At 25.6% G+C, this 21,088-nt stretch carries 16 protein-coding genes; 14 read left to right on the top strand and 2 right to left on the bottom strand.

What is annotated here, in order from left to right; genetic code table 11:
• Window positions 1–12 precede the first annotated feature (12 nt).
• The 12 genes from Q0K19_RS03010 to Q0K19_RS02955 all read left to right on the top strand — a co-directional run bounded on the left by Q0K19_RS03010 (window position 13) and on the right by Q0K19_RS02955 (window position 17,793).
• Complete coding sequence (locus Q0K19_RS03010) at window positions 13–1,194, top strand: dicarboxylate/amino acid:cation symporter (RefSeq protein ID WP_297245153.1); 1,182 nt, start codon at window positions 13–15, stop codon at window positions 1,192–1,194.
• Between the two features lie 626 nt (window positions 1,195–1,820).
• Window positions 1,821–2,234, top strand: coding sequence for a DUF3592 domain-containing protein (locus Q0K19_RS03005; RefSeq protein WP_297245151.1), 414 nt, complete (start codon window positions 1,821–1,823; stop codon window positions 2,232–2,234).
• 129 nt (window positions 2,235–2,363) lie between these two features.
• Window positions 2,364–5,138, top strand: a complete 2,775-nt coding sequence (locus Q0K19_RS03000) for a TreP protein (RefSeq protein ID WP_297245149.1) — start codon at window positions 2,364–2,366, stop codon at window positions 5,136–5,138.
• A 303-nt stretch (window positions 5,139–5,441) separates the two neighbouring features.
• The gene (locus Q0K19_RS02995; RefSeq protein WP_297245146.1) at window positions 5,442–5,807 is read left to right on the top strand and encodes a hypothetical protein; all 366 of its coding nucleotides are present in this window, start codon (window positions 5,442–5,444) and stop codon (window positions 5,805–5,807) included.
• Window positions 5,808–5,939: 132 nt separating this feature from the next.
• On the top strand, window positions 5,940–6,116 hold the full coding sequence (locus Q0K19_RS02990) for a hypothetical protein (RefSeq protein ID WP_297245144.1): 177 nt from the start codon (window positions 5,940–5,942) through the stop codon (window positions 6,114–6,116).
• Between the two features lie 36 nt (window positions 6,117–6,152).
• On the top strand, window positions 6,153–6,284 hold the full coding sequence (locus tag Q0K19_RS02985) for a hypothetical protein (RefSeq protein WP_297245142.1): 132 nt from the start codon (window positions 6,153–6,155) through the stop codon (window positions 6,282–6,284).
• Between the two features lie 3 nt (window positions 6,285–6,287).
• Window positions 6,288–9,344 (top strand): hypothetical protein, encoded by a 3,057-nt coding sequence (locus tag Q0K19_RS02980; RefSeq protein WP_297245141.1) that lies wholly within the window; start codon window positions 6,288–6,290, stop codon window positions 9,342–9,344.
• Between the two features lie 630 nt (window positions 9,345–9,974).
• A complete protein-coding gene (locus Q0K19_RS02975) occupies window positions 9,975–11,135 on the top strand; it encodes an iron-containing alcohol dehydrogenase (protein WP_297245140.1) in 1,161 nt (386 codons plus the stop codon).
• A 264-nt stretch (window positions 11,136–11,399) separates the two neighbouring features.
• Window positions 11,400–13,583, top strand: coding sequence for a methyl-accepting chemotaxis protein (locus Q0K19_RS02970; protein WP_297245139.1), 2,184 nt, complete (start codon window positions 11,400–11,402; stop codon window positions 13,581–13,583).
• Window positions 13,584–14,182: 599 nt separating this feature from the next.
• Window positions 14,183–14,977 (top strand): hypothetical protein, encoded by a 795-nt coding sequence (locus Q0K19_RS02965; RefSeq protein WP_297245138.1) that lies wholly within the window; start codon window positions 14,183–14,185, stop codon window positions 14,975–14,977.
• Window positions 14,978–14,990: 13 nt separating this feature from the next.
• Entirely contained in the window at window positions 14,991–16,583 is a 1,593-nt protein-coding gene (locus tag Q0K19_RS02960) for a hypothetical protein (protein ID WP_297245137.1), read from the top strand.
• A 46-nt stretch (window positions 16,584–16,629) separates the two neighbouring features.
• Window positions 16,630–17,793, top strand: coding sequence for a hypothetical protein (locus tag Q0K19_RS02955; RefSeq protein ID WP_297245136.1), 1,164 nt, complete (start codon window positions 16,630–16,632; stop codon window positions 17,791–17,793).
• A gap of 23 nt (window positions 17,794–17,816) precedes the next feature.
• Here Q0K19_RS02955 and Q0K19_RS02950 read toward each other — a convergent pair whose 3' ends face one another.
• Both Q0K19_RS02950 and Q0K19_RS02945 read right to left on the bottom strand, forming a co-directional pair.
• Entirely contained in the window at window positions 17,817–19,889 is a 2,073-nt protein-coding gene (locus Q0K19_RS02950) for a hypothetical protein (protein WP_297245135.1), read from the bottom strand.
• Between the two features lie 8 nt (window positions 19,890–19,897).
• Window positions 19,898–20,137: a hypothetical protein gene (locus tag Q0K19_RS02945; protein ID WP_297245134.1), complete on the bottom strand. Its 240-nt coding sequence runs from the start codon at window positions 20,135–20,137 to the stop codon at window positions 19,898–19,900.
• A 370-nt stretch (window positions 20,138–20,507) separates the two neighbouring features.
• On the opposite strand from Q0K19_RS02945, the gene Q0K19_RS02940 reads away from it, so the two are divergent.
• Both Q0K19_RS02940 and Q0K19_RS02935 read left to right on the top strand, forming a co-directional pair.
• A complete protein-coding gene (locus tag Q0K19_RS02940) occupies window positions 20,508–20,681 on the top strand; it encodes a hypothetical protein (RefSeq protein WP_012671322.1) in 174 nt (57 codons plus the stop codon).
• A complete protein-coding gene (locus tag Q0K19_RS02935; RefSeq protein ID WP_297245133.1) occupies window positions 20,678–20,938 on the top strand; it encodes a Txe/YoeB family addiction module toxin in 261 nt (86 codons plus the stop codon). The genes Q0K19_RS02940 and Q0K19_RS02935 overlap by 4 nt, the downstream gene beginning before the upstream one ends.
• Window positions 20,939–21,088 lie beyond the last annotated feature (150 nt).

The raw sequence follows: 21,088 nt of genomic DNA, 5'->3' as shown, positions 1-21,088 counted from the left end.
AAGGATATTTTTATGGAAGAGCTAGAACAAAAATCTAAAAAAGACTACTTATTAGTAAAGCTTTTATTAGGAATAGCTTTAGGTATTGTAATAGGTATGGTATGTAATGAAGCTATTATTAATGTTATACAATCTATAAAATATGTACTTAATCAAGTAATATCATTTATGGTTCCATTAATTGTATTAGGTTTTATTGCTCCTGCTATTACTAGAATGGGAAGCAAAGCTAATAAAATGTTAGGAGTTATTCTTGCCTTAGCATATTTTTCTTCAGTTGGTGCTGCTTTATTTGCTACTATTGCAGGATATATAATAATACCTAATTTAAATATCGCTTCAAATGTTGCAGGCGGAAAAGAACTTCCTGAAATAATATTTAAATTAGATATTAATCCTATATTTCCAGTAATAACTGCACTATTCTTAGCAATATGCGGAGGAGTAGCTGTTATAAAAACTAAATCTAAGTATTTTGAAAATCTATTAGATGAACTTAATAATATAATTTTATTTTTAGTAAATAATGTAGTAGTTCCAATATTGCCATTTTATATAGGAACTACTTTTGCAACTTTATCTTATGAAGGTACTATAATTAAGAGTGTCCCTGTATTTTTAATAATTATAATAATAGCAATAGTAGGACATTTTATATGGCTTACAGTTTTATATTCTATAGCTGGTATTGTATCAAAGAAAAATCCTGCAAGAGTATTTAAACATTATGGCCCTGCTTATTTCACTGCTGTAGGTACTATGTCATCTGCCGCAACTTTACCAGTTGCATTAAAATGTGCAAGTAAATCTGATGCATTAGATAAAGATATCGTAAACTTTGCTATACCAATGGGAGCAACTATACACTTATGCGGATCAGTGCTAACAGAAACATTCTTTGTTATGACTATATCTAAAATATTATATGGACAGCTTCCTGCAGTTGGTACTATGATTTTATTTGTTATATTGCTTGGTATATTTGCTGTTGGAGCTCCTGGAGTGCCTGGCGGAACTGTTGTTGCTTCTTTAGGAATAATAATTTCAGTTTTAGGTTTTAATGATGATGGTACTGCTTTAATACTTGCTATATTTGCATTACAGGATAGTTTCGGTACAGCATGCAATGTTACAGGAGATGGGGCTTTAGCTTTAATACTTCAAGGTATATTTAAAAAAGACAATATCAATTAAGTTATAAAATATTTCTCCTATCTTTTTATAAAAATAAGCAGGCTTAATTTCAGGCTTGCTTATTTTTGTATTAAATATAAAATTCCATATCACGCACGGTAAACTAATTAAAAAATATAAAACAAATTTTAATCCATAATTTAAACAATATGTAAAAATGAATTTAGCGTGCGGTACAAATAATTGTTTATTCTAATAACATATTGTTTTATAATAATGCTTTAAATATAATTAAAACCAAATTTCAAAATACAATAATAAATTTTAAATGGTGAGGTATATAATAAAAGTTTTAAAGTTTAATTACATTTGCCCACCCTCTATACTTATAATTTAAATTTGACATTAAAACTTTAACTTCTTTATTACTAAAATAGAATTTCTAAACACCCACCCAAGTTTTTTTAAAATTAAAAATGTATTCATCGCACGTAAAAATAAATTTAATATCTTGAATAATAAGAAATAATTAATGTCAATTATATAGATATTGCATTTACCGTGCGTATGTATTTGCAAAAAATAAAATTATAATATACTTTCTATCAATTTTATTAATGAAAAAACAATGTCAAATAAAATATAAAGCTAAGCTATTTTGAAAAAATAATATTGGGGTTTTAATAATGAATAGAAAAAAAATTTCAATTATAGAAAAAATATTAGTATGTTCTGTAGGAATATTTTTAACTTTTAATGGGGTAGTAGGATTATTTTCTTTTATTAATACAAGAAATTATATTCATACTGTAGGAGTGGTTGAAGAGTTAGATAGAAGAAAAATAGTATATAACCCTAGAAAAATTGGATATAAAAAGGTAATGGTAATAAGTTATGAAGCTGATAATCATGGAACATTGTATGCTACTTTAAGAAGCCATTACCCATTTAGAAAAGTAGGCGATGAATTGCCTTTATGGTATGATCCTAATGAACCAAAAAATATAAAACTTCCATTTTCTGATAGTATTTCTTATATATTAAGCATTGTTATAGGATTGCTAATAATTTATTTTGGAATTTATATTGTAAATAAATAGTGTTTATGATGATTTAAGTCTAAAATATGATATTTTTTATTTCTTAATTTTTTTTAAATTATAATTAAGATATATATAACAATTTATTGCAAAAATGCTAAACTATAATATACTATCAATCAATTATTTATGAAGAAACTTTTTTTATATTTCATTTTAATAGTTATTATAGCGGCTAATCTTTACCCTCAAGTTTTTAAACCATTTAGAAAACTATATACCATACAAACAAAAAAATTTGAAATAATATTTCCTATAGAATCAAGGAGAACAGCAGAAAATCTTGCAAAAGTAGCTGATGATATATATGAAAAGTATTCAAAAATTTTAAATAGCACTGTAAGAGGAAAAATCCCCATAACAATAACACCCGATATAAATATGTTCAATTCAATGGCTATGATAATACCATATTCAAGTCTAATATTATATGACACAAATATGGACGAAAATCTTACAAGCTATAATAATAATTTTGAAACAGTATTTATACATGAACTCACACATTTACTTTCTATGGCTTCAGAAAATACCGGACTTGCTACAAAAGTAATGGGAAACTGGGCTTCTTTTGTACATATTAATGCTATGCCTTTTATGATTGAGGGAGGACCTGTCAGCATGGAAAGTTTAACAGGTTTCGGACGTGCTAATGACCCTTTGATAAAACAAAGATTGAGGCAAGATATATTTGAAGGAAACTTCAGAACTCCTATTCAGGCTTCTTATGTTTGGACTAAAAGCCCTTACGGAAATGTTTATTATGAATACGGCGGACTATTTTCTAAATATCTGCAGGATAGATTTGGAATGGAAAAGTATACAGAGTTTTGGAAAAAAATGCAGACTAGTCTTAGCTTTTCATTTCTTATTTATAATTCAGGAGTTTACGGGGCTTTCAAAAAAGTTTATGGAATGGAATTTACAGAAGTATGGTCAGACTTTCAAAATTCATTGGCGTTAGAAAATGTTAATCCGAGCGAAGAATTAATAGCAAATGATAAAAAAACTTTTATAAATGATGTTAATTCTTATGATGATACAGTTTATTATATAGACGGTGATATTGGAGCTTTATATTCATACAAAGAAAAAAGAAATAATCAAAACAATAAAAAAGATTTGAAATTAGAATTCTTAATAGATCAAGGTTCTGAAAGTTTGGATATATCAAAAGATGGAAATAATGCCTTAATAGTTTCTTATATGTTTAACGGAGGACTTTATAAATATATTGTAAAAGAATATGATCTAAATAAAAGAACTAGAACTAAAAGAAAATGGTTTGATATGCAGTATGCAAGATATTTCAGAAATGGTATTATAGGTGTGTCAAAAGATTTGCATAACTCTATTTTAGTTTATATAAATGAAAATAATGAAAAAGAAATTTTATTACAGGCCAATGATAATTTTGGATATAGTTATCCTGCTGTTATTGATGATAATAATATAGCTTTAATAGTTACTGATAACGGAGTAAAACATATAGCAATATTCAATTATAATGACAAATCATTAAGATATATTGATACAAAAGATAACACTTTAAATTATGTAAGAACTTTAAGATATTCAAATAATAAACTTCTTTTCTCATACAATAATAATGACAGATTTTATAAATTAGGTGAAATTGATTTAAATAATAATCAAATGAAGCTTTATACTAAAGACTATTCAGGAGGAGTTTTATCTCCAACCTATGCTAATGGAAGTGTTTATTATAGAGGAAGATTTTCAGAATTTGATAGACTTATGAAATATTCTGATAATACATTCATAACAAAAAATTTTTCCTACACTGGCAAAACAATAAACAAATATGAATTTACTCCTCAAATGGAGCTTGGTAATTATAATGGTTTTAAATATTTCAAGCCTTGGGCTATGTGGATACCTTTGCCTCAAATAAGCGATACATTTCCATTTTTCATTAACGGACTTGGTATATTATCTGTGGTAGCCTCGCCTTCCGCTGATAATATCGCTTCAATTTGGATTGGATATGATATACCTTCTAATTTTCTTCAAACTGAATTAACTGTTAATTCTTTTAAATTGCTTTATCCTTTATACTTCGGATTTAAAAGCGATATTGTTTATTCTACTTATAACTATTGGAGATTAAACTCTTATATTGCTATGCAGTTTATGCTAAATACTGAAAGCGATAAATTATATTTTATGCTTGAGCCTTCGGTTTCAGGAGCTTTATTTTCTGAATTTGTTAATCCTCAAACTAATGCATCAGCAGCATTTAATTGGAAATATTCTTCTTGGACATTAAATGTTTCTTTAAAAGCTTCAATGATATTTAGAGTACAAACTGATAAGCCATATAGAGATGATTTAGTAAATCTTACTGTTATACCTAAATACTCTATTAGATACAATAAATTTGCTATAGATTTTAGTACAAAGTTTCAAACTAGATATGTACCTATAAGAGCTAGTTTCTATGGTTCTTATGCTTTTGATACTAATACTGCATTCGATGGTGCTTCTACAGTATTTGGATCAAGTGAAGTAAAAGCCCCTGAAGAGTTTTATTCTTATGTAAAAGATAAAAAATATAAATCAAATTATTTTTTAGGCGGAGATGTGGAGCTTTTAGGATATTTGAGTTCGCATTTTAATTTGAGCCATATATATTTTGATAATTTTTTCGCTTCTCTTTCATATAGATTTGCTTATTACTCAAAAGAATATATGCATTCAGCAGCTTTAAAAGTCGGATTTGATGCAAGCATTCCAGTATCAGGATATCAGAATATTGTAACAGGCGAACCTTATATATTATTAGCTTTAAGGCTTCCAACAAGTTTAGATAAAAGTATAATAGGAAATTATCCTACTTTAAATGATTTATATATAGGCTTTGGACTTCAAATGTCTTGGTAAAGTAAGCAATACATTAATAAAAATAAACAAAAAATTAAAATGGCGTTTTGCTTAATTAGGTTTAAAAATATATTTACACTACCCCGCCCTTTATATTTATATCCATAATATACAATTAATATTTTTTATTTCTATGCTGACTAATTAGATTTTTTTGCTACCCACCCTAGCTGTATTTAAATTTAAAATCTTCACAACGCCAATAAAATTTAATAAATTTAAAATATTTTAAATATTTGGGAACTTTTAATTATTCAATTCGTCTAATTATAAAATTAAAAGTTAGTATTAGGAGCAAAAACTATGAAACGCGTTATTATGGTTCTTTTTATCACTGTTATATTATCTATATCATTATTTGCTAAAAGTAATGATTATTATTGTACTGATGAACCTTATACCTACTTTATTTATAATGAAGATTCACTTACCGAAAAACAATTAAATGAAATAATTGAATTAAAAAGCGAATATCAGCCTAAAATTTCAGAACTAAGAAAAAAAATGTATTTGGAAAGAACTAAAATAAATTTGGAAATGTCTAAAAAAAATCCCGATGAACTCGTTATTAATAATGCTCTAAAATTGAATATGGAATATGCAAAAGAATTAAAAAAGATAGCCAATGATTTTCTTCAGGAATATAATGAAATAAAAAATAACAAATAACTCATATAAAAATAAAACCATATTTGGAGAGATTAATTATCTCTCCTTTTTTCATATAAAATCATTTTTTATATTTCAATAAATTGCTTTTACATGTATAATATAATCAGTAATTATTTTTTAGGATAAATTATGAAAAAAATTGCTGCATTATTATTTATTTTTTCATCTTTTTTATTTTCTTACTATTGTCCGTATGATAATTATGATTATTTTATTATAAATGCAGAAGGTTTAACAGAAAAACAATTACAGGAAATAATAAAGTTAAAAGAAAAATATCAGCCGAAATTTCATGAATTAAAATAAAAAATTAGTATAGAAAAAATCAAAATAGATATAGAAATGTGCAAAGAAAAAAGAAATCAAAAAATCACAGATGAAAGCATGCAATTAACTATAGAATATAATAAAGAATTAAAAAAAATAGCCAATGATTTTTTTAAGGAATATAATAAAATAAAAACAGAAAACTAGTATATGAATCATTATAATTTTATTCATAATATGAAAGCAGATTCTGCTCTTTCCCTTCTCAAAAAACTTGATTTTGAAACATTAGAAAATAATGATTCATTCTTTTATAATTTTACTGAAAAACTAAAAAATGATAAAAGATTAAATATTAAATACAATGATACTGCCATACTTCAATTATTAATAGATTCCTATATAGATGAATGTGCTTATAACGGAGATAATGAAAGTTTTGAAAATGTTATAGGCAGCATAAATTCAATACTTATAAAAAACAGCGGTAATATATATGCAAGAAATAAAGCCGCATTTCTATATTATACTAAATATATTTATGATTATGATGATATCTATTATGATATAGTGTCTGATCATATAGAAAGAATAATTCATCATAATAATGAAATTAGCTATTTTATTTTAGCTATACTAAATCATATAAAATATGTAAGAACTAAAAATAATAATTATTTTAATAAGGCATTAGACTATTATAAAGAAGTATTGAATATAATAGGCAGCGATATAAATTTAAGCTATAATATTTTCTCATTATATAAATCCAAATATTCAAATGCTGAAAAAGAAAAGCATTTCAATATTGCCGCAGAAGTGTATTTAGAAATTTTAGATTTTGATCATGACAATATATTTGCTTTAGAGCATGTAGCAAAACTATATAAAGAAGAATTTCTTCATACTAAAAACCCTGACTATTATTTACTTTCTATAAATTATTATATAGATTTGTATTATTCCGCTAATGATATTGATATTTTACTTAATGTTGGCTTTTTACATACCATTATGTTTAAGTATAGTAAGTACATACAATTTTCTGATGATGCTGTTTCAGTTTTAAAAAAGATAGAAGATATTAATAATTCTAATAATATATTATATAATCTTTTAGGATATGTCTACAGCATAAGATACGGCTTAACTAAAAACGATGAAGATTTTTCTTCTGCTATGAATTATTATAATAAGGCTAAAGATACAGATAATAATGCTTATTATTTTATTGGCTACCTTTATATATTATGCTATAAAAATACTGGAGATGAATTATATTTCAACGCTTCTTTATCAGCATTCAATCATTTAGATACAGATGATATTGATATATTAAATTCTATTGCCTATCTGTATGAATGCAAATTTTCAATAACTAAAAATAAAGATGATTTTAATAATTCATTATTTTATTATAATAAAGCACTTGCCATAGATTGTGATTATCTTTACACATATATTAATAGATTTGAATTATATAGATTAGCATTTTGCTATTTTGATGATGTAAATTATTTTAAATTTGTTATTAATGATTATGAAACTTTATTAAATGACGGGCAATTAAATAATGATAATACATTAAGCTATTATATGAATTATAATTTAGGATGTTTTTATCATTTTTTATACAGCAATAGTTTGGAAGATAATTTTTCAGGCTCAAATAATAATTTGAGAGATGATTTTTTTAACAAGGCATTATTATTTTTCAGCCATTCAAATTCTCTTATTGCTATAAGCGATCTTTACAGACTTAAATATATTGAAGATCATAACAGCAATAAATATTTTAATTTATCTCTATCATATATAGAAAAACATTTTAACAGTTTCAGATATGATATAAAAAATTTATCACAAAAAGCAATACTCTATTATGAAGCATACAAAGTAGAAAAAGATATAAAATATTTTAATACTGCTTTAGAAAATTTAAATTATGCTTTGGAAATAAATGAATATGATAAAACATTATATTATAATTTAGCAATTCTTCATCATTTACAATTACTTGAAAGCAGTTTTGAAAATTATCAATCAGCAGAAAAAAATTATCTTAAAGCTATTGATATTGACAGCACATATTATATTGCAAAAGAGAATTTAGGTTTTTTATATAATAATCTTTACAGCAATTATAATGTTGAAGAAATATTTAATAATAGCTTATCCTGTTTTGAAACCGTACTATATAATAATAAAAAATCATTGATATCATTAGAAGGATTGGGAGATATATACAATTTAAAAATTCACAATAATGATTTTGATAAAGAAACTAAATATGAATATATAATGAAATGTTTAGAATATTATAATGAGGCTTTAAATCTTGGCGTAGGCATAGATACTATTTATAAAAAATTAAGCAGTATTTATTTTATATTATTCAGTGAATATAATGATAAGATTATAATAAATGATTATTTCGATAAGTATATAAATCTTATGCATGAAAATAGAATACTTGCAAATAAATATTTATTTATTTTAAATAATGTTATGTATGATATTCATAAAAATAATAAATATCTTATAAAGGCTGGTAAATGCTTAAGCAGTTTGAATATAGATATATTTTCTATAAGATTATGCATAGATTTTTTTAAACATTTATTTGATATTACAAAAAGAATAAAGTATGCATTGTTCTCATTATTTTATTTGGAATATATAATAAATATAGAAAAAAATAATATAGACTATTATTTTGATATGGGAATTCTGCATTATAAAATATTTTTAAAAACTAAAAATTATGAATACGCTGTAAACTCCTTTCATTGCTACAGCAGAGTTTTGGATATAAATCCTAAATACCCTAAATGCAATTATAATAGAGCCTTAATATTAAAACATTTATTTGAAAAGACTTCAAAAATGTATTTTATAGAAAATGCTTTTGATAATCTTGTATGTTCTGTTAAACTTGGAAATATAGAAGCCTATTCATTGATGGGAGATATATATTTACTTTTATATAAAAAACATAAACCAGATGAAGAATATTTGGACAGAGCAATATACAATTATAATATGTCTATAGAAAATAAATATTACGGCAAAAATAATTATGAAATTTATTTTAATCTGGGAATATGCTATTATTTTAAATATAAAAAGCATAGAGAAATAAATGAGTATTTCAATAATTCTTTAGACTATTACAAAAAAGCATTGAACATAAATAAAAGAAATGTAAAGATAAGAAGATTTATCAAGTATCTTCAAATAATCAAAAAACTTCCTCGTTCCTCATAATCAGAAATTTTATATATACCTAAACAACTATATTTTGTAAAAAATTATTTTCTTAGTTTTATTATTTGTGGGGACTAGCCCTGCGAAGCACACAGTCGTGCCGCTCTGCGTACTTCGTAACACCCCCAGTTCTTTTGCGACCGTAGGGAGTGCCTGCGACTGAAAGGAGTACCTTTAGGTATGGTATTGGCACAGGCGAAGCCCGCAGAGCGTGTGCGGCAAAAAAGTTGATAATTCTACATAGAGTGTATTATTGAGAAAGTTAAAAATTTTTAGTATATACTGAAAATTTTTAACTTTCTCAACTGCGAGCTGATACTGTAGGATGCTTCGGCAATGTTTCATATTATCAAAAGCCTACTATACGCGACAGAAGGAAGTACTGTAAAGTATGTGGCTGATTACTTATTATTGTACAAAAATTAATAATTCATCTTACAGACAAAAGATATTTTACTAATATTAGATAATATTTGATATTACAAAAAATTATAATTTACATTTACAAAATATAAAAATTGACAAAATGTAGTTGTTTAGGCATATAATAAATCAATTTGATTTAAATGAATTATAGATATATAATAGTAAACATAATATATTGGTATTAATTTCATAAGGGGTAGTAATATGAATTTTAATTTTTATATGCCTAGTAAAGTAATATTTGGATGCGGTTCATTAGAAAAACTTCATAAACAAAAATTACCGGGTAAAAAAGCATTAATAGTTACAGGCGGTACATCTGTAAAAAAATACGGATATTTAAAAAGATTGGAAGAACAATTAGATAAAGCAAATATAAATTATTGTTTGTTTGATAAAATACTTCCAAATCCTATTAAAGACCATGTAATGGAAGGTGCTGCTTTAGCAAAAAAAGAAAACTGTGATTTTGTTATAGGAATAGGCGGCGGAAGCAGTATGGACTCATCAAAATCTATTGCTATAATGGCTACAAATGAAGGCGATTATTGGGATTATATATTCGGAGGCACTGGTAAAGGAAAGCCTATACCAAATGATCCTTTACCAATAGTAGCAATAACTACAACTGCAGGTACAGGAACAGAAGCAGATCCTTGGACTGTTATAACTAATGGAAATGAGAAAATAGGTTTCGGATATGAAAAAACTTATCCTTATCTTTCTATAGTAGATCCTGAACTTATGAAAACAGTTCCTCCAAAACTTACAGCTTATCAAGGTTTTGATGCATTATTCCACAGTACTGAAGGTTATATAAATAAAATTGCTAGTGAAATGAGCGACTTATTCGCTTTAAAGGCTATAGAGCTTATTGGAAAAAGTTTAGCTGATGCCGTTAAAGACGGAAACAATATGGAAGCTAGAGAGAATGTTGCTATGGCTAATACTTTATCCGGTATAGTAGAAAGTACTTCAAGCTGCACTTCTGAACATTCTATGGAGCATGCTATGAGTGCTTATTATCCTAAACTTGAACATGGTGCAGGACTCATCATTATCAGTAAAGAATATTATACAGTTATTGCTAATGCTCATGACTGCGATGAAAAAATGATAAATATGGCTAAGGCTTTGGGTAAAAAAGATGCTGATAAAGCTATGGATTTTGTTGATGCATTGGTAGAACTTCAAAAAGCATGCGGTGTTGATAATTTGAAGCTTTCAGATTATGGAATGAAAAAAGAGGATTTACCTGCTATAGCTAAAAATGCTAAATTCGCTATGGGAGGATTATTTGAATGCGATCCTCATAATTTTACAGATGAAGAAGTTTTAAGCGTATTAGAAAAATCTTATAGATAATTTTATATTTTAATTTTTGTAAAAATAAAGGCTATAGTATGTTTTACTATAGCTTTTATTTTTGCAGTTTTTACATACTCCATTATAATTAATTTTTAACTTACATATTGTTTATTATTAATTTTTGATAAAATAGATTGTATTTTAAAAAAAATTGTTAAATTTAGCAATTTATTTGTCAAAAATTATAATTATTTGTTACTATATATATAATAACATTTATTTTATTGTAAATAAATTTTTATTTTGGAGAATAATGATTTTATGAAGAAAATAAACAGTTTAGCATTTAGAATGCCTTTCGTTATATGTGTTATGGTTGTAGTTATAATAATAGCAATGCTTATATCCTCAATAAAAATAGGAAGTAAGGGAATAAGCGATAGTAAACTTGGAGGCTTCAATAGCACCATAGCAGGATATGCTTCTGTTTTAGATACTTGGTTCGGACTTGAAAGCTCCTTAGTAAATACTTATGCTGTAACTCCTGTAGTTATCAGATATTTAGAAGGTTATCAAGATACTTCATTAGAATTATTATTAAACACAATAAAAAATTTCAAAAACAATAATCTTTATATAATAAATATGGGACTTGCTGATATGAACGGAAATATAATTGCTGATTCTGCATCATCAGCTCTTGTAGGTAGGAATTTAAAAGATTATATTCCAAATGCTTGGTCTCAAGAATCTGCTAATAAAGAAGAAATTATATTTTCAGATACTTTAATGCAATCTGAAGTTACAGGCAAATGGGCTATGCCTGCTATAAAACTTGTGAAAGACAGTAATAATCAAAATGCAGGATATATATATGTTCTATTTGATTGGTCTATACTTCATCAAACACATTTTTCTAATATAGATTTAGGAACTACAGGAGGACTATTCATAACTAGTGAAAACCTTTATAATATAATGGATTCAAAATATGAAAATATAGCTAATATGAAAATTAATCCTATATATAAACAAGCATTCACTGGTGCTGGAAGCGGAATAATTACTTATGATGTAAATGGAGAGCAAAGAACAGCTGCTTATTATAAAATGAAAAGCAGACCTTGGATAATAGCTCTTGCTATGATGGATTATGAAATATTTGCCCAAAACACTAAATTGATAATAGCAACAATAATAATCGGAATCATATCAATAGTAGCACTTGCAATATTCGTAAGTTTATTTATTGGAACTATCACTAAGCCTCTTGAAATAGTTGTTGAAGAAGCTCAGGAAATAGAGAGAGGTGATTTAAGCAATATTAAGCAGTGTATAAAACCTAGAAAAGATGAGATAGGAGTTTTATCAAAATCTTTCGTTAGTATGAGAAGAAAACTTGCTGAGACTATTACAGATGTTAATACCGCTTCTAATAATATAGTAAAAGCAGCTCAGGAATTATCTCAAGGAAATACTGATTTATCAAGAAGAACTGAATCACAGGCAGCAAGTCTTGAAGAAACTGCAAGCTCTATGGAAGAGATGGCTTCTACAATAAAATCATCTACAGACCATGCCGTTGCTGGAAATAATATGATGGTTGCTTCAAGAGAGGCTGTAGAAAATGCTGGAAAAATCATTGCTGAAACCACAACAAATATAGAAGAAGTATATGAGGCAAGTACTAAGATTAAAAACATTACTAAAATCATTGAAGATATAGCATTTCAAACTAATATACTTGCTTTGAATGCAGCAGTAGAGGCAGCTAGAGCAGGAGATCAAGGTAAGGGTTTTGCGGTTGTTGCTTCTGAAGTTAGAAATCTAGCTCAAACTACTCAGTCATCTGTTAAAGACATTACTGTTTTAGTTGACAACACAAATGAAAAAATTAACAAAGCTACAGAAACATCCCGTCAGTCTCAAGATATATTTATAGATATTCAGCAGAAAATAGAAGATACTGCCAGAATAATGCAGGATATTAGTGCTACTGCTATGGAACAGCAGACTGGAGTAGATCAGGTTAACAGAGCCGTTGCTGAAATGGATACTGTAACTCAGCATAATGCTTCTTTGGTACAGGAAAGTGCAAATACTTCTGAATCTCTTCTTGCTCAGGCCCATGTTCTTAAAGATACTGTAAGTTTCTTTAAATTGAGTGCTGATGACTTAAAAAAAGATAATACAGCAAAAGTAAAAAAAGAAGTTAAAAAAGAGATAAAAGAAAATAATAGCACTAAAAAAGAAGAGATTAAATATGAAAGTACAAAAAAACAAGATTTTGATATAAAAGATAATGCTAAAAGAGAAACTCCAAAAAAAGAAAATATAACAAAAGAAAATAATAAAAAAGAATTAAAAGTTCCGCCTTCTGTAGAAAGAGCAAGAGCTATGGAATCTCAAAAGCAGGATAATACTACAGTAAGAAACGATGAATTTGGAGTTACATATTCTTCTACTTCAAATGGTATGACTGATGATGGTTTCGCTTCATTCTAAAATCATTTTATAAAAATTGAATTTAAAGCATCAAGTTAGTAAAAAATACTTGATGCTTTTTTATTTCTTAAATTCTCATATACTGCACGGAGAGTAAAGCAAAAAATATAAATTTATTTCGATTTCAAATTATTCATTGAAATTAAATCTTAGTTAAACGTGCGTTTAATAGATTTTAAACCTAATAAAATCTAGGGCGGGCGTTAACATTTCTAATTCAGCATCAAAACAAATTAAAGTTATAATTTCAAAGTTAAGCAGAAAAAACAAAAGGGCGGGGTATGTAAATTAAGTTTTAAAATTTAATTACACTCGCCCACCCTCTATGCTTTTTAATTTATTTTGTTATTTTTACTTTCAAGTTCTTTATTACTTCATTAGAAATTATAGCACCCACCCAAGTTTTTTTAAAAATTAAAAACTACAAACGCACGATAAATAAAATTTAAAATATATGATTATTGATAATTCTAATTTAAATAAAAAATAAAAATATATTCAACGTGCGTTAAAGAAAATTTTTTAAATCATAGAATTAATAATGCTTATAATTACTTATATTTTTTACTATTAGTATAAATATATGAGGAGTTTTTATTATGGCTTTTGATTTTAAACTGATAGTAAGAGATAAATATTCAGAAGAGATTTTTGATATTATAAATACAGTAGAAAGTATAAAGGCTGATGATATAAAAACTGATTATAAAGTAACTGACGGAAGCAGATCATACTCTATAAAAACAGGCATAGGAAATATCGCAAGCGGAAGAGCTTTTAATATAGGCATTCCTATTTATGAATATAAAAATGAATTAGGTTCTTGGGTAAGAATAGAAGAACAATATACTAAATATACAAGCATGATTTTATCAAGCAATGTTAAAAGATATTTTATAAGAACTATATTTGAGAATGAAATTTATGAAGCAGAATATATTATGAAATCAGTTGGAGGATACAATATAAAATATATAAATAATTTGGGTGTGATAGATATTTCACTTGAAGCATTGGATAAAGTTTTTTTAAGACAAAAAGAAGAGGAATATGAATTACCTATTACGGAAGAAAATAAACAGGATATAAATTATAAATCATTAAGCTTAGTTCCTGTGCCTGTGAATTTTAATTTAGAGTTTATAGTTGTAGGCGGGGCATTAGAATTCTTATTTGCTAATAGACAGAATTTTGGAATACAATTTAATGCAGAACTAAGAAACGGAGTTTATAATATTGATTTTGACGGTGAGAAATTAAATGTAAATGGAGTATCTTATAATTATAAAGGAGTTCAGCCTGAATTAAATGTTGGTAATAATATATTTTATTTGGAAAGCAATCAAACTTGTGTTAAGGCTTCTATAAGCTATAAAAGAGGAATATTAATATAAAAGGAATTTATGTATGATGAAAAAAATGCCTTATCATTTTTTGAGAAATAAAATATATAAACTTCCTCCAGCTCCTTATATTAACTTTGAAGATTTCGGCACTTATATAAAAATTAATGGAAATATATATTCAGAAAATGCTTATAATACTTATTCAAGTTATGAGTTTAAAGTTAATAAAAGAGGCGGTGATGTAAGCAAAGTAAGTTTTAGTACACCTCTTAACTATTTTAATATAAATGATAAAGTTGAATATTATTTGAACGGTAAAAAAAGATTTGCAGGATATGTTGAAAGTATAGATAATGCCGGACTTAATTTAAGTATTATTCCAATATGGGGAAAACTTCTTCATCAATATATACAAGGCGATTTAATATTAGAGGCAACTAAAGGAGCATTGGATATAGTTTTATCTTTAAGAGAGAAAATTGAAGAGATGAATATAATATTCGATGAAAAAAATATCACTCTTAATAATGATAAACAAATAACAATGTCATTCAGCGGAAAAAATATTTCTGATATACTCGATGAGGTAGAAGAAAATTTATCTGATACTTGGTGCTGGGGAGTAGATTTTAACGGATATTTTTATTTTAAAGAATTTTCTGATATACCTACTAAAAAATTGAATTGGCATAATAATGATTTTTCTGATAGTGAATATGAAGAAGATTCTGCAGATTTAGTAAGCCGTTATATTATTAAGATGAAAGATACTCTTACAGATGATGAAGGAAATGAAGAAGAAGTATACAGGACTCTTCCAAAAATAGTTGGTGCCGATAAACTATATCCACAGATACCATTAGAAAAAGAGATTGGTATAAAAACTGATATATTTGAAATAGAATATAAATTAGAAAATTATGATTTAGCTTATAAGTTCGCTTATCAATTTTTAACTAATCAGACTAAAAAAGAAATTGTTAAAATAAAAACTCTTAACAGTAAAAATTATGATTTAAATATTAATGAATGTATAGAATGCATATTAAAGCCCACTAACAATTTTTATCAGATTATAGATTTTAATGATTTCACAGAAACAGAAAGCAGATTAAATGAAGTTTATTCATCGGATATCATAGACATTGATGCAAGTATAGAATATAGAAAATATCCTAATTATAAACAGCAGCAGTCAGTTACACTTACAGATATAGACAGATATTATAAACAGATTTGCAATCAAAGTTATAACATTACAAAGATAGTAATATTTTTTTCTGATGGTATTCAAGATGAAGAAAAAAATAAAAATATTTCAGCGGTATTTCAAATTGAAGACAAAGAACATTTTCAAAGAAAGTATTTTACTAATGGCTTTGGGGTATTCGATGTTAGAGGTTATGACAAAAGAAATATTATAATAACTTCAGAGAGAGGAAATATTTTATATGATAAGTTCATTTGCTTTTTTGATATAGGTTCAAGAGTTGTTGATATGAATGTGCGTACTATAGATTATAAATTTGAAAAGAATGCCCTTAATATAGATTTAGAACTTGCAAAGATGAATATTAATCTCACTAATTATTTATATAATCAGGAAGAGCGAAGAAAAAATCTTGAAAGAATATTAAATAAAAGCGGTTTTTAATTATAGTTAGTTATAGGCAGTTAATTAAAAGAAAAGGTTTATAAATATGAATAACAATCTAAACAAAAATATTTCTGATACCAATAAAGAATTACAAAATATAGAAAACAGTATAAAAAAAATAAATTCATCATTTGCATCTTCTTTATTTTTTAATGATTCATCAAATAAATTTAATGACTTTACCATCTCAGCAGAAGAAGCAAATAAAGCAATAGATAATACATCATCATCTATAAACTCTCTTGATGAAAGCATTAAAAGTATTAATATAAAAAATTTCACTGATGGCATAAAAGATTCTATTTCAAGCGTATCAAGTATATATAAAGATTTAAGTACAAGTTTTTCTGACTTTTTTCATTATGATTTAAGTTCATATGATAATGCAATCGAAGAAGCAAAAAATAAACTTCAAGAGTTTGATGATTATCAAAGGGAATTAAAAGAAAATAAAAAATTAGAAGATGATGAAGATTATGAAAACTATTTAGCAAGGCTCGACGAGGAATTAGAATTAGCCATTGAAAATAAAGATGCTATGAGTGCCGAAGCTATACGAATAAAAAAAGAAGAGTTAAAGAAAAAACAGGATAAAGAAAAAGAAGATTTACAAAAAGAAAAAGAAATACAAACTCAAAGAGAATTATTAGAAAAAGAATTAGCACAAGCCGAGTACAATAAAGCCTATGCCGAGTGGGATAATAATGTAAAACTTGCAGAGATGGAAAAATCAAAAGCAATAGCAGATGCAGTTTTAATACCTTCTCTTGCTATAGCTCAATCAGCTTTGGGAGTTGCATCTTCATTTGCCCAAGGAGGTCCTGCAGGATTTGCAGCGGGACTCATAATATCAGCAACTGCAATATCATCAGCAATTTCTGCAGCTTCTGGTATAATGTCATCAGCCAATGCATTGGATGCGATAAAATCTAATCCTCCTCAAGCACCTCAATTTGCATTCGGTACAACAGGATACACTATTCCAGACGGAGGATCTGCTATAGTAGGTGAAATGGGTGCTGAACTTGTAAGCAATAAATCAGGAAGAATCACCGTTCAAAGTAATGCTCAACTTCAGGAACAAAATTTTTCTAGAGGCGATATTTGGAATGTTACCATAAATGTAGAACAGGCTTTGAATCCTGATGAAGTTTACAGACTTATGAACAGCTACAAAGCAAGAAACAGTCAAATGTATTCAAGATAATTTTTTATATATTTTATAATTAATTATCTGAGAGGGGCTTCTGATATGCTCACCTTTATATCATCCAATTTATTCATCTCTGTATTTTTTGAGTGAAGTACCTTCCTTATATATTCTGCAACTGCTTCATTGTTTTCTACTTTAGAGCCTATTATTATTTCTTTTATATAATTATTATTTTCATCAAAAAGTTTTATATAATCAATATAAAGTTTTTTATTATAATTATCAATTAATATTTCATCTGATTTATAATCATTTGTTACAAGCATTCTCAGTTCCTGTTCTTCAAAGAATGCTTCATGCTTTATTATGTATTTTATATTTTCAAATAAATAGCTGTATAATTGATTTTTTATATTTTTATAATTTTCACTATTTTTTGGGTCTTCTATTTGTTTTTTAATCTCTTCTGTATAATGAAATATTTTTGCAAATGCATATTTAATCATATCTTCTTTTTTATCATCTTCTTTTAAATCTGCTTTATAATTAGGACTATTCAAATCATTTAAATCAATAATATTGCTTGCATATTTAGATTTTTCTTTATTATAAATAAGCTGATTTTCTTTATCATTATAATAAAGTACCCAATATAAATTTCTTTTATTTTCTTGTAATTTTTCTTTATTAATTTTTTCATTCATTTCAATTTGATTATTTTCTATTTTTAATTTGAATTCATAAGAATAAGGCGAAGTATATGTATTGTTAAAATATTTATTATCTAAAACTAAACATATCCCTGTAGCTTCTTTATTTTCTTTTTTACCATAAAGTCTAAACATTGTAAGAGAATCTTTATTTCTTGAATATGATGTTTGTAATGTTAAAGCTTTTTCATCATTTTCTATTTTTATACTTATATTATTCTTATTTAAAATTCTTTCTAAAATTTTTCCTTCTTTAGGATCATTAGCTGTTGTTATATTATTTATTCTTATATTTCCGCTTTCTTTCGTACTTCCTTTAACATTTAATAATAATAGCAGAATATCTAAAGAAGTGTAATGCGATATTTTTATATTATTTTCTTCTTCAGTATCAAAAGTTAAAATTTTAAGTAAAAAATATTCGTATAACAAAAGATATTTTATATTTTCTTTAAGCTCATCATCAAAATTTTTACTCTCATCAAAGCGAGAAATTAAATTTGTTATTGGTTCATTTCTCCATAGTATGGCATTCTCATTTTTCATTAACAATTGAAATATTACTTCTACACTATAATATGATTCTAATAAATTCATAATATCTGTTATAAAATTATTTCTAAAATCAGTATTAATTTTTGCTACGTATTTTAAATCATCAATTATTTCTATATATTTTTTTAATTTAGCTTTTGATAATATTTTTATATAATGAGCATCCATATATTTATTGTATAAGTTAATAGCTTTTTCGGCATCATCTATAGCCTCCCCATACATTCCTAATATATATTTTATTTGTGCTCTATATCTATAATAAATAACGTTAGTACTATCTATTTTTAAAGCAAAATCATAATCTTTTAAAGCTTGATCATAATTTTTAAAAAACATATTTAATAAAGCTCTATTAGCATAAGCAAAATGATAATATGGATTTAATTTTATAGCTGTATTAAAATCATTAATACAATCATTATACAATCCCAATTCTAATTTTGATGAACCTATAAAATTATAAGCCTCTGCATAGCACGGATTTAATTTTATAGATATATTAAAATCATTTATGGCCTCTTTATATTTACATAAATATGATTTTGCAATACCTCTATCTAAAAATATTTTTGGATCATTAATACCTAATTTTATAGCTGTATTATAATCTTCAATTGCTCCATTATAATCTATTATACTAGATTTAGAATATCCTCTTTGCCAATAAAATTGTGGATCTTTATCATTTAATTCTATAGCTATATCATAATCTTTTATGGCATCTTCATATCTACCTATTACATTTTTTAATGATGCTCTACCAACATATAATTTAGAATCTTTATCATCTTTTTCAATGGCTTCATCGCATAGTTTTATTGCTTCTTCAAAATGTTTTTCTTCTATTAGTTTTTGTATTTTTGTTCTTAATTCTTCAGTCATAAAATAAATTACCTTAAACTATTGATAATATCTTTTAATTCGTTAAAATTAATAATTACATTAGGATAATCACTATCTAAAACAAAATAAACCAATTCAATATTCTCTTTTTCAAAATTAAAATATAGCTCAACTTGATTTAAAATCATTTCTTTTTCTGTTTTTGACTCTATATTTAATAGAATTTTTTCTCTAAGTTTTAAAGAGCTATGTATATCGTCTTTAAATGCCTCAATAGTTTTATTCATTTTTTCCTATATTAATTTTTGTATTTTTAATTATATAAAGCATTATAGAAATATTAAAACAATATATAGTTTGTAATATTTTTAATACTAAACTATTAGTCTTTTTGCAACTTGACGAAGTCTGCTGTAGCATTGGCAAAAAAAAGTTGATATAAAAAATAAAATTAAAAATATAGACAATAATAATCAGTTTTTTAGTTACACTTTCATAAAGTGTATCCAATTTATCAATGATATAATATTATTTGGTGAAGTCGCGATAAAAAGAACAATAAAAAACTAAAAATCATACTCCTATTATAAACTAAATATATAAAAAACTTGATTTTATAAAAAAATATCCTATACTCTAATAATTAGGAGGTATTGTATGACTGTAAAAGAAGAATTAATACAAATAATAGATAATATGCCTGAAGAAAAAGTTAATAATGTATTAGATTTTATAAAAAAAGAAAAATACCTTGATGAAGCTATAAAACTAGAAGAGAATGGACAAGTTTATGTAAAAACTATTGAAGAATTGGAAGAATTTGAAAAATGAAAATAGTTTTTAATGAAAGAGCTTGGCAGGAATATATAGAGTGGGTGTCAGAAGATAAAAAAATAGTAAAAAAAATTAACGACTTGATTAAATATATAATAAGAAATCCTTATGATGGAATAGGAAAAGCAGAAAAATTAAAATATGATAAAAAAGATCTTTACTCTAGAAGAATAAATAAAGAACATAGATTAGTATATCATATAGAAAATAATCAATTAATAATAACATCTTGTAAATACCATTATGATAAGTGAGTACTCATACTATAAAATTATCAACATAGCATTATTATGAATAGAAATTTCTAATCAAATTCGCTTGAAATTCTTAAAAAATATTAATATAATAGCCCTTGTGTGTTTTATAGAAATTTTTTATTATTACAAAAATTTTCATAAAATATC

This window comes from uncultured Brachyspira sp., from assembly GCF_944393015.1.
Taxonomy (GTDB): Bacteria; Spirochaetota; Brachyspiria; order Brachyspirales; family Brachyspiraceae; genus Brachyspira.
Note: the sequence above shows the minus strand (reverse complement) of the source record. Positions and strands in the feature narration are given on the sequence as shown.